The sequence below is a fragment of the Ferdinandcohnia sp. Marseille-Q9671 genome (genome assembly GCF_976954385.1).
In genome coordinates, this window is the sequence record NZ_CDRJTA010000003.1 from 396,414 (window position 1) to 409,086 (window position 12,673).

The following is a 12,673-nucleotide window of genomic DNA, read 5'->3' on the forward strand; positions in this document are numbered from 1 at the left end:
TGTTATAAATATATTGGAAGTTATCGTAATGAAGTCTCGAATGAAGAGCAGGGGAGATCGGAAAGTCCTTCATAAGCATGATGAAGTCCCGAATGAAGTGCAGGGGAGATTGGAAAGTCCTTCAAAAGCGTAATGAAGTCTCGAATGAAGAGCTGGCTACTCCGCAAAGTCCTTCATATCCCTGATGAAGTACGGAATGAACACGCGCAATTCTGCAAAAGGTCTTGAGTTCCGAAGAAGCATACAACCGTAGAGGCAAATTTCAAAAGGCATCCGATTTATCACTTAATTGTGGCTTGTCGGATGCCTCTTTTTAAAGTATTAGTTATTAATATATTTTTCGAATACAGCGCCAAAATCCTTTTGGTGGTATTGGTCACGTGCAGATGACAGCCAAGAGAAGCCGTACTCGGTTAATTGTTTATACTCGTCAGCTAGTTGAACTTCTGCAGGTCTCGAGTTATGTAACACGGTTACGGCTTTGTCTAGACTATTTACCGCCATATCATACATGATGCTGTTTTCATGAATAACTTCAGAAATATAGACTAGTGCTTTATATAGATCATTTAATCTATCAATCTGTCTTTTATCAACATCTATACTGAATGCTTGATTTCCTAAATTAAACTTTATTTCAATATCTAAGTCGACTCTGCCAGCTGTTTCAAGAAACACGTTTGTTATTTTATATTGAGAATATGGATAACGCTTTAACATGCGTTTTGAAGATACTGCATTTGCTCCATCAACATGGATAAACGCTACGTTTGTGAAACAGTATTCATCAGCCTTTGTCTTGATCAAGAAGTAAATTTTTTCATTATCCTCATGCCTAATGTAATCATCGGCATCTGTTTTATCATAATCCTCAGGCCCAATAATTTTACCGATATCCGATAAACCTAAAGCATCTGCAGCGAATTTTTTTAACATCAAAATCTTCCCCTTTCATTCCCTATCTTTTGACTCCGAATTTATTATACGTGCTTATTAGTCAATTATAACTAAAAATTTCCATTGGGCTAGTCTTTGCTAATGTAGTTCTTAAGTTTATGTGAGACTCAAAGTCTAGAATAGTAACCTATATATTAGTATGTGAAAAGCAATAAAACTGCAAAAAAATCGTGTAGGGTTCTTTAAATGAAATACCACAACATCTGAATAGATTGATAATTTCAAGGTTATGAATATCGAAAAAAACAAAGGTTCCAAACGTGTTTTTTGAATGTAAACAATGGTCTACACCAATTATTAGTGGTAAGCAGCTATACCGTACTCATACACAGCTGTATATTATTCGCTGTGGAAAAGACACGACAAGTAAAAGAATATCATAAAAAAGAGCTAAATCCGTTAAATGGATTGAGCTTAGTTGGACATTTTATGGCATTAGTTTTATATTATCATCACAAATTCGATTTCAAACTCTATATTCATTTTGCCTTTTTAAATTGTTTGCGCACGACGCTTATGATGAATAAGGCTGGGATGTAGCCGAATAGAAACAAAATACCACTATACGTAAAAATTTTCTTAATTAACTGGGTGTAAAATATATCGATTAAATTGCTATTTACATAAAAGCATACGGCAAGTAAACAAAACAGAATAAAAGTGGGTTTTATTTTAGGGAAAGTATGCTTAACCGTTCTTGTTGCAGACCATATGTAAATGCAAATGACGGGAAAAATCACCAAGAGCCATGTGAATATGAAAATGAATTCAAATCTCTCTAAGAAGGGAAATTGAATAATTTTTATCATCGTTAATGTCGGCCACTTTAGGTGCTGGAGCTTCCCTTGAGTAAAGAACATAAACGTAACGATGGTTATCAGTGTATATAGTATCGTTGTATATAGAAGGGCTGCATGCCCCCACTTTTTTGCCTTTTTCCCATTTTTTATGAACGGATAGTATACAAGAGCGGTTTCGAATCCGAAATATAATGGAGCAGCTTCTTTAGCAGAGATCATATGATCTTTAATTCCATATTTTAAAAGAGGTGATAGGTATGAGGTCTCAGCAAACCCTAATAAATATAAAAGGGATAATAACAATACACTTGGTAGCACTACACCCCAAAAAGCAACTCCAGTAATAACTCGAAATCCTCCAGATACTAGATAATAGACTAAAAAACATAATAGAAGAGCATATTCCCAACTTAAAATTCCATCGAATACCCAGATTTGAAGGGCATCTATATATCCATACATTACGGTTATAGCAGCTAGAGAAAAATAGGCTCCCATTAGGATGTTTAAGCCACCACCAACAACTTTTCCAAAAACATCTTTATGAAAAGAGAGGATATCGCCATCTGTAGACTGTTTGATTATATATAACATCATGAAAAACAATAGGTGGAGAGATAGCCCTAATAATAGTACAGATACCCATGCTTCATGGCCAGCTCCCTTCGCAATCTCGCCCTGAAAACGTAATACAGTGATCCCTGTTTGCGCGGCATGAATTAAAAAAAATATAAAAAAAGCCGAAACCTGTTTATTTTCACTTATTTTACTATGCATTTTGATCATCCTAGAGCTAGCCTTGAAGGCCGGAATGTATGATTTCTAAATTTATTTTTATATTTATCGGTAAGGAGGGATATTGTTCATAAAAATTTTCTTTATTCCAGTATCGATCCTGTGATCGAACGATATTTCCAATCCCTAAAGGATCAACTTCCTCTTCTTTAAACTTAGTTAAAAGATCCTCAATATCTTTTTTTACATTCTCCACTATAATCTTTTTCAACTTCTCAATATCATCAGGCTGTTCTAAGTCATAACTTGTAGGATGGTGTGTGATTGTCCATTTGAAATCTAATCTAAGATTAAGTTGTTGTTTATCTTTTACCCAATCCCAATTAGGCGTACTGTGTACTCCTTGAACGATTATGATTTCCTGCCGATTACTTTCATCTAGTTTTATTTTATATGTCCCTTGCGTCCCAGCATCCTTAAGTACTGAGAAAATAAACGATTCTATTCTAGTAAGATGTAATTTGAGCTTGTCCTTTTTAAAAATCCCAACTTGATCCACTTGTATTTTATTGTTCTTGTCAAGGGTAAGCATTGGTACATATGGATCCATTCCTTCTCCATAAAAATGATTTAAAAAAACATGGAGGTTCATATAAGGAATTATTTGCCCATTCATATTTTGCCTGATTTGATCAGCCAATGTTAATTCACCTTGTTTTTTTAGTGCCTTAAGCGTTTCCTCGGCAGAATGTGTAGAGGCGGCCAACTGAATATTGGTACCCACCCGTGGATTTACGAGAATTCTATCAACGAGGTCACTTATTCCTGTTTCTGCATACTCTTTTCCAATTACGACTACTCTCATTTTAGCTAATTCTACTGGAGTAGTAGTATGTGTTGCCATCCTCGGTGTTAACAGTGAGATTGCTTCATCTGTCTCTTGTAAATACTGTATATTATCACTAGATTCATCTTTCGAATAATTAGGATATAATACAGTTCCAGTCACTTTCCCTTTATCATCTAAATCAAGTCCATAAACATGAATAATGCTCAATTTATCCACGATTTTTGTTCTAGTACAGCCAACAAGGCTAACCATACAAGCAACTAGTAAAAATACAATCGTCTTTTTCCATTTACCCATGAGCTAATCTCAGCCTTTATTCTAAATTTTTATTCTGAATTCAGTCCTTCTTTAGGGTCTTGGTCTGATGCTGGTGTGTATCTTTTTTTACTTAACGGTCTAAGGTACCACGGACGTTGATCGTTATTAGTATATTTTCGCCTAATAAAGGAACCTACCACTCCACCTTTTCGGTATGGATATAGAGGGACAAGGTATGGAATACCTAGAGATTTTAAACGAAGTAAATGTCCAATTAAAAAGAGTATTCCCACATAGATTCCTAAACCGCCCCAAATAGCAGCAAGTACGATAAATGGGTACCGTAGTAATCGAACGGCATTCGACATTTTATAGATAGGTGTAGTGAACGAAGCTAGTGCTGCTAGGGCAACAATAATTAATAAAATATTACTTGTCAGTGCAGCCTCAACAGTTGCTTGTCCAATTACAATTCCCCCCACTATCCCTAGGGTTTGACCAATCTTTGTTGGAAGACGCGCTCCTGCTTCTCTAAGGAGGTCAATAGTAATTTCTAAAAATAAAACTTCAATAACTGGAGGGAAGGGGACGTTTGCCCTTGAGAAAATAAGGGGACCAAGTAGATCCTTTGGTATTACTTCAAAATGGTAGGTTAATACAGCTACATAAAATGAAGTAGCAAAAATAGAAAACAATATCCCAAATATTCGAATTAACTTGAAAAAGGATGCAACCACGGAAGGGAGATAAAAATCTTCAGGATTTGAAAAAAAGTCCATTATATTAACAGGACCTATTACTGCGTAAGAAGATTTATCACTGATGAGTACAAGTTGTCCAGATAAAAGCGCTGCTACAGTTCGATCTACTCGTTCAGTCGTAATAAATAATGGGAACGGAGTAGACGAATGATCAGTAATCATTAGTTCTAGTTGTGTATTATCGTGCACAGTGTCGACATCAAGGTCAATAACCCGTTGTTTCGCCGTATTTATATATTCTGGATTTGTAACTCCGTCTATGAATGCCAGAACAACCTTTGTCTGAGATCTTGACCCTACAACCATTTCTTCGAAAATGAGATCTGGCGTATCTAAGTGTTCTCTTAATAAATGAAGATTTGTCGGCAGGTCTTCGATAAATCCAACCTTTGGCCCAATTACATTAAATTCATTATCGGTTTCATTTGTCTCACGCTGTCCCAGCCTTGAATTTGCAATACGTAGAACAGCACATTCTTCCTGCTTATCTTTTAATTGAATAACAATTGCGCCTTCATGAAGTGCTTTTTCAATTTCATCTGGTGTTGTTGAAAATTGAATTTCTTCTATTGGAATAATATCCTTTACATCAGATAGTTCTTTTATATCGGAAGAGTGTTCCTTTAAGTAAGGTAAAATGGACTCCTGAAAAATTTTTTGATCAATTAACGATGAGAAATAACTCAGTAAGATACTATTGTTTTTTGCGATAGGCGTGATGGATGAAAAGTCACTTGATTTTTTTGCTTTGTCAAAAACGTCACGTATCGTAGGTTCTATCGTTTCAAAGCTCTTTTCGGGCTGTTCCTCGCTCTTCTTTTTCCGAAACAAATCTTACCACCCAATCCCATATCAAATCTCATCTTCTTGCCCAATAGTATGCAACAGTACAGAAGGAAATATTCCCCATTCGGAATCCCAATCACACCATCAAGATCCTTAGAATGTTAATACTTTCTAGTGTTGAGGGAATTCCCAATTTGGTGTTTCTGCTTTATACTTGGTTAGTATGTTATAAAATAGGATAGAAATGTACTAAACTGGTATTTTGATGGTATAACTACTTTCAATAACAGAAGATCTTAAAGCAAATGAGAAAACAATGATTATCTAAAACATTATATAGATAGTAGTTTTTATGAGGAGGAACAAGATTTGACAGTAACAAAACCTGAAACAATGATTGCAGAGATAAAGCGTTTAGATGAAAAGGGATCAGGACAGGCCGTTGTGTGGCGTGAGAATGAACTCGGAAATAAAAAGAAACTCAAACTCACGATTCCACAAACCCTAGTTGGGGAGCAAGTACGTGTAACAGTTGACCAACCGGATCGAAAAAGACGAAAAACAACACCAGAAGAAATTCTTGTAGGTCATGAACAAAGACTCGCACCACCATGCCCTCATTTTGAAAAATGTGGAGGATGTGTGTGGCAACACTGGGATTACAGTGGACAGCTACAATACAAAACAGATTATGTAAAACGTATGGTTGAAAATCAAGGATATAACCCTAATCTTGTACTTGATACCGTAGGAATGGATAATCCTTGGCATTATCGAAATAAAATGGAATTTACGTTTTCTCCAGATGGCTTACTAGGATTGCATGAACAAGGGAATTTCCGAAAAGTCATCTCACTTGAAACATGTTTAATTGCTGGTGAAAAAATGGTCGAAGGCGCAATGGAAGTTGCACGCTGGGCAAAAGAACATCAACTCTCTGGGTATAACAAGGATAAGCATGAGGGGCTTCTTCGTCACCTTATGGTAAGACAATCATTTGTAACAGGCGAAATTATGCTTGCGCTATTTGCAACTGAAGCACCTGAGGCACATCTTAAAGAGGCTGCTGAGGATTTGGTGAACCGAATCGGTGACAAGTTTCCAGAGGTTAAAAGCTTAATGTGGCTTGAGAATACAGACTGGGCAGACAGAACGCAATCTGAGAAAACACATTTACTTGCGGGGCGTGACTTTATCTATGATGAGATGGATGGATACCGATTCCGTGTCTGGTTTGATACATTCTTCCAAACAAACCCTACACAAGCACAGAAACTAGTTGATTTTGCAATTGAAATGGGAGAGCCTAAAAAAACAGAGAAAATGATTGACCTTTTCTGTGGTGTAGGTACGTTTTCTCTTCCATTTGCAAGCCGTGTAGAAAAGCTTGCGGGTATAGAAATTGTAGAAAGTTCAATTGAATCTGCAAAACGAAATGCAAAAGACAATGGCTTAGCCAACACGTACTTTTTAGCAAAAGACGCAAGAAAAGGGATTGATGAAGTGTTGGAGAGCTTTGGAAGACCGGAACTGCTATTGCTTGACCCACCTCGTTCCGGGGCTGGCGGAAAAGTGATGAGAAGAATTGGTCGCTCTCAACCGGAAAGAATTGTCTATGTTTCGTGTAACCCTGAAACATTTGCATCAGATATAAAGGAGTTAGAGCCTTTTGGATATACACTAAAAGTTGTACAGCCAGTCGATCTTTTTCCACATACAGTTCACGTGGAAGCAGTTGCTTTACTAGTGAGAAACGAAAACTAAGTGTTTTCCCCCAGAAAAATGGGGGAAGGCACTTTTTTTAATACACTAAAGCGCAACTATACATATTCCTTCATTTCACCTCATAATTTAGCAAAAGTAATAAATACTATGTTAAAAAGGGAATGAATGTACTGGAGGTCTCTATGTCAAAAAAGCAAGGGTTACTCAAAAATGGAAACAAGTCATCTTTGATAGCTTCAATTGTAAATACCATTATTGCCATTATCAAAGGGATTGCCTTTTTTATAACTGGTAATGTAGCAATGTTTGCGGAAACTATGCACTCTTTAGGAGATGCAGCCAATCAGTTCTTCGTATTTATTGGAAGTGCTTTAAGTAAGAAAATGCCAAATGAACGCTATCCGAACGGCTTCGGCCGACTTGTAAACTTAGTTTTACTTGGTGCAGTTATCATTGTTGGAATCATGAGTTACGAAACAATTAAAGAAGGGTATCATCACATACTTCATCCAACAGAATCCACCGGGATTGCAATCAATATTTCTGTGTTGAGTTTAGCGGTGATATTAGAGTTGTACGTTCTTTTTAAAGCGATGAAGGAAGTGCTACACGAAGCAAATGTAGAAGCGAAGGGATTTTCAATTGTTGGAAAAAGCTTTGGCAGTCTGAATAGAGCTACACCTGCAACAAAGCTCGTATTTATGGAAGACTTGGTGGCCACTCTTGGCGGAGGCATCGCGATTGTTGGGATCCTACTTTCCTATTATGGAGGTTTACATGCTGCTGAAGGAATAGCTTCCATCATTATTGGTCTAATGATGTTTTACGTCGTAGGCAGAGTGTTCCTAGATAATGCCAAAGGTGTTCTCGGTGAAGCAGATGAAGAATTAGAAAATAAAATTGCTGCGTTAATATTTACAAACCCTGAGATTAAAGATATCCAAACATTGTTTGCGATGAAAGAAGGAGAAGACTATCATATTGAAATGAAACTTGAAATTGATCCCAATTTAACAGTTAATGAAGCATTCCGAATAAAGGAACGGATTGAATCAAGGATTCAAGAACTACAAGGGGTTACCGATGTTATTATCGAATTTGTTGAGGATGATGGAGTGAAGACATGGAGTCAGGGGCTTGCTACTGAGTAAGAAAAATAAGATGCCTGAGCTTAGCAGAAGCTCAGGCATCTTTGTTATTTGATAAGAAAGTATAGAGTTTTCCCGTAGTTTTCGGTTAGCTCTAGGCGCGATCGGTTCTCTGGTCTAAGACAATCGGCAAACATGCTTGTCTTATGCTTGTAGCATCTGTGAGCCTTGCGCTTTTCTCATCTGCAAATTACTGTGTGGGTGGAACTGTTTTTTTACGTGGTTTTGGTTTCAAATATAAACCAAGTTCTTTCTTCTCTTTTGATAGTGAACGGTACAGAGATATCATCATCAGGACCATTATAATCGAAAACGGAAAAGCTGCCGCAATGAGAGCATTCTGTAATGCTTGTAGACCACCACTATATAATAAAATTAAGGCAACTGTAGATTGTAATATGCCCCATGTTAGTTTTACCTGATTAGATGGTGTGAGTGACCCATATGTTGTTTGCATTCCTAATACAAATGTTGCAGAGTCAGCCGAAGTAATAAAGAACGTACTTACAAGTACGATAGCCACGATTGATAAAATAATGGCTAGAGATGATTCATTAAAGATAGCGAAAAGCACCTCTTCAGTAGCGAATTGTGAAAGGTCAACAATTCCCTCTTTTTGCACCTCGATTGCAGAAGTCCCGAATACGGAGAACCAGATAAAACTTACCAGAGCTGGGAGGAGTAAGACTCCAATAATAAATTGGCGAATCGTTCTTCCTCTAGAAACACGCGCAATAAAAATACCGACAAATGGTGACCAAGAAATCCACCAAGCCCAATAAAATATCGTCCAACCGTTTATCCAGGATCGATGTTCCTCATTGAGCGGAGCAATTCGGAAGCTCATTTGTACAATATTTTGTATGTATCCACCTAACGTATCTGTGAACATATCTAATATTAGAACCGTTGGACCTGCAATGAACATTAATAGTAATAGTGCTAATGCTAAAATCATGTTTGCATTACTTAAATACTTAATCCCTTTACTTAATCCAGACCATGCAGAAATCATGAACAAGACGGTAACGATAGCAATGATGATAAATTGAACGAAGAAATTATTTGGTACACCTAGCAAATAGGATAACCCTCCATTAATCTGTGCAGCACCAAATCCCAATGTTGTTGCAACTCCAACCACCGTTGCAAATACTGCTAGCACATCAACAAGTGTTCCTAGCTTTCCTTCCATTGCCTTTTTTCCCAAAACAGGCTTTAATGTAGCTGAAATTAAACCAGGTTCTCCCTTGCGGAAATTAAAGTATGCTAAGGCAAGCGCAACAAGGGCATAGATTCCCCAGGCATGGATTCCCCAATGGAAAAAGGTATAACGCATTGCTTCTTTTTGTGCAGCATTTGTGGCACCTTCCGCTAATGGTGGAGTCACAAAATGGGAGAGTGGCTCAGCTGCGCCCCAAAAGACTAGTCCAATTCCCATTCCTGCACTAAACAACATGGCAAACCATGATACGTTCGAGTACTCGGGTTTTTCATCTGGTTTTCCCAAACGGATAGCTCCGACTGGACTAAAAATGAGAAAAACACAGAAAATCACAATGAGCGTGACAAGGATTAAATAATACCAACCAAAGGCTGAGGTAATAAACGCTTGAATATTTCCAGTAACTTCTTCGAAACTTTGTGGTGCAGCAACACCGAATATTACAGCTGCGAGAACAAGTGCAACTGAAATCCAAAAAACATTTGATATTTTTTTCATCGTATATTCCTTTCCTCAATAGTAACTTTTGTATGTAAATTATAGTTTGTCCAATTACCCCAAAAGTTTATGTCTTTAAAGGTTATCAGATATTATCATTTTTTGCCAATAAACCTAAAGTATTATCGGTTGTTGTCGTAATAGATAAAGGGACAGTTGTCTTAGCTAGTTCAAGCAGGGGAATGGAAATTCATCTGAGTAATTTTCACAAAAAATTTGTAGAGATTATGATATTATTAACTTAATTAAAGTGAAATTGTCGTTTTAAATCTGAAATAGATAAGACTAGGGGAGACTCATGTTAGGATTAAAACAAATGATAAAAAAACCGAACAGCAATATAATCCTATTGATTGCTCTCATAGGATTGGTTCTACTTGCGTCACATTATAAATTGTCACTTATTTACGGAATTACATTTACTTTTGCGAGTGTTTTCTTCTTTTTAGTACTACGGCTGTTTGGTTATACTACAGCATTTGTAACAGGTCTAATTGTCATTTATTTTTCTTCTGCTAATTCGATAGATGCTTATTTTTCAATAATTATGTTTGTAGAAATTATCTTTGTTGGAGCGTTTTTCGTACGTGGTAGAAAAGCAAAAATGTTTTTTGTAGATGCTTTATTCTGGCTGTTAATTGGCATTGCGTTACTATATTTCTTTAATAAAAATTCATTGACTGATAGTGCATTATCTTTTGAAATTTGTAAAAGTGTTGCGAATGGACTATTTAATGTCTTAGTGGCAGATATACTCTTGGCTTATTTTCCTTTTTATAAGTTCGTGAAAAATAACAGAGTAAACAAAAACAATGTCTCCATACACCAGTTTTTATCACAAATTACAATTCTAACAATCCTTGTTCCATTTTTTATTAGTGTTATCACAAATACTTTGAATACGTTTGATGTTATAAAAAAAGAGCTTGTTGTAGTAGGTGAAATGAAGGTAAATCGAATTGAAAATGAACTGCTTAAATTGGAAAGAGATACAGAGAACATAAATCTACAGCAAATTGAAGATATCGTATGGAGAAATAAGAATCAAGAGAGTCATGTTATTCTTTTAGACCATTCGAATAAGGTAGTAGCCTCCACAACGATAGCTGAATTCGATATGCAAAACTATGATATTTGGGAGGTTACACCGAAGCTTTACGAAGCATTACCAATTACTGAAGAAGATGTTCAACCAATGACTAGATGGGCTGATGGATTTTATTTTTATGAGAGAGATACAGATTCTTATCGGATTATTCTTCACTATCCAATATCTCAATATCAAGAACAAATTTTTAATGTATCACTTGATCAGCTTAAGTATTTACTGTTGTTAGCCATTTTTGCAATTCTATTTATCATGGCAATTAGTCGATTACTTACTAAGAATCTACGTCAACTTACAATCATAACAACAGGATTGCCACAAAAACTGCGGTCATTAGAAAATATCGAGTGGCCACAGAGTACAATTTCAGAGCTCCGTGTTCTTAGTAAAAACCTGAAGAAGATGGCTGATAAACTCATGGAGCAATTCCAAGAAAGCATTGAAATGAATCAAATATTAAGTGAGCAAACAGCCAGACTGAAGGAATCAGAGGACAAGCTACATAAGCTAGCATTTTATGATAGTCTAACATATTTACCTAATCGACATTATTTTCAAACCTATGTGCGGGAACTGATTCGGAATAGTAGGGATAATAAGATTGCCATTATCTTTATTGATCTAAACCAGTTCAAGCAAATTAATGATACTCTCGGCCATGACGCAGGGGATATGCTCCTAAAGGTGACTGGTAACAAACTAAAGAAGTTACAACATGATAATCGGCAGGTCTTTCGGTTAGGTGGAGATGAGTTTGTTGTTGTTCATTCAGTTAAAAATAATAGTGAGATAACAAAAACATTAGAAATGATTGTTCGAGAGTTCCAAACGTATTTTACGATTGCTGGACAAGCACATTATATAACTGCAAGTGTTGGAGTAAGTATGTTCCCTGAAGATGGTGAAGACCTTGATACATTAGTGAAGCACGCAGATATTGCTATGTATATTTCGAAAGAAAAGGGAGGCAATACGGTTCAATTCTTTGATGAATCGATGAGGTATAAATTTCAAGAACGGTTGATAATTGAAAACGCATTACGTACTGCTGTAGATAAGGAAGGCTTTGAACAGTTTTATCAGCCCAAGACATTAGCAGGTAAGATTACAAGTATTGAAGCATTACTTCGTTGGAATGATCCGGTTTTAGGTCCTGTTTCTCCAGGCATATTTATTGAGGTGGCTGAAGAAATTGGCCTTATTTCACAAATTGACGAATGGTCGCTGAAACAGGCTTGTAAGCAGAACAAAAAATGGCAAGAGGAAGGTCTTCTGTTTGTACCAATTTCCGTAAACTTGTCAGCTAAGCATTTTCAGCAGGACAATTTGATTGCGATGGTTACGAAGGCCCTGGATGAATCAGGATTAGAACCTAAATATCTTAAGCTAGAAATCACGGAGAGTGTATTTATAAAAGATCAGCGACATGTTGCTGATATTATTAGGAGTCTTAAGGATTTAGATGTCCAAATTTCGATTGATGACTTCGGTAAAGGATACTCTTCTTTGTATCAATTGCTACAGCTACCGATTGATGAAATTAAAATCGATAGGCAGTTTATTCAAAATATCAATCAAAATGAGAAAAAGGCACTAATGGTAAAATCGATTTTTGATATTGCTCATGGCCTGCAGCTAAATGTTGTAGCTGAAGGTGTCGAAACCTGGGAAGAATGTGAGATTCTCGTGAATATGGGGTGTGATGAGATTCAAGGGTATTTATTTAGTAAGCCCATTAGTAAAGACGAAATGGTAGATTTTATCCATAATCACATGACGAATCCTATGATAAAAGAGTAAAAAAGTGCGTTTAAAAAAGCCC

At 36.4% G+C, this 12,673-nt stretch carries 8 protein-coding genes; 3 read left to right on the forward strand and 5 right to left on the reverse strand.

All coding sequences use genetic code 11. From position 1 onward, the window contains the following. Positions 1–321: 321 nt before the first annotated feature. The 4 genes from ACWNMY_RS14555 to ACWNMY_RS14570 all read right to left on the reverse strand — a co-directional run bounded on the left by ACWNMY_RS14555 (position 322) and on the right by ACWNMY_RS14570 (position 5,192). Complete coding sequence (locus tag ACWNMY_RS14555) at positions 322–936, reverse strand: PH domain-containing protein (RefSeq protein WP_449538988.1); 615 nt, start codon at positions 934–936, stop codon at positions 322–324. A gap of 500 nt (positions 937–1,436) precedes the next feature. After that, entirely contained in the window at positions 1,437–2,534 is a 1,098-nt protein-coding gene (locus tag ACWNMY_RS14560) for a GerAB/ArcD/ProY family transporter (protein WP_449538989.1), read from the reverse strand. 16 nt (positions 2,535–2,550) lie between these two features. Next, complete coding sequence (locus ACWNMY_RS14565) at positions 2,551–3,639, reverse strand: Ger(x)C family spore germination protein (RefSeq protein ID WP_449538990.1); 1,089 nt, start codon at positions 3,637–3,639, stop codon at positions 2,551–2,553. Positions 3,640–3,668: 29 nt separating this feature from the next. After that, entirely contained in the window at positions 3,669–5,192 is a 1,524-nt protein-coding gene (locus ACWNMY_RS14570) for a spore germination protein (protein ID WP_449538991.1), read from the reverse strand. A gap of 348 nt (positions 5,193–5,540) precedes the next feature. On the opposite strand from ACWNMY_RS14570, the gene rlmD reads away from it, so the two are divergent. Then, positions 5,541–6,911 (forward strand): 23S rRNA (uracil(1939)-C(5))-methyltransferase RlmD, encoded by a 1,371-nt coding sequence (gene rlmD / locus ACWNMY_RS14575; RefSeq protein ID WP_449539135.1) that lies wholly within the window; start codon positions 5,541–5,543, stop codon positions 6,909–6,911. Positions 6,912–7,054: 143 nt separating this feature from the next. Next, positions 7,055–8,023, forward strand: a complete 969-nt coding sequence (locus tag ACWNMY_RS14580) for a cation diffusion facilitator family transporter (protein ID WP_449538992.1) — start codon at positions 7,055–7,057, stop codon at positions 8,021–8,023. 187 nt (positions 8,024–8,210) lie between these two features. On the opposite strand, the gene ACWNMY_RS14585 is transcribed toward ACWNMY_RS14580, so the two are convergent. Then, positions 8,211–9,743, reverse strand: coding sequence for a glycine betaine uptake BCCT transporter (locus ACWNMY_RS14585; protein ID WP_449538993.1), 1,533 nt, complete (start codon positions 9,741–9,743; stop codon positions 8,211–8,213). Between the two features lie 298 nt (positions 9,744–10,041). Between ACWNMY_RS14585 and ACWNMY_RS14590 the strand changes: the two genes are divergently transcribed. Beyond that, positions 10,042–12,651 (forward strand): EAL domain-containing protein, encoded by a 2,610-nt coding sequence (locus tag ACWNMY_RS14590; RefSeq protein WP_449538994.1) that lies wholly within the window; start codon positions 10,042–10,044, stop codon positions 12,649–12,651. The last annotated feature ends 22 nt before the right edge of the window (positions 12,652–12,673 follow it).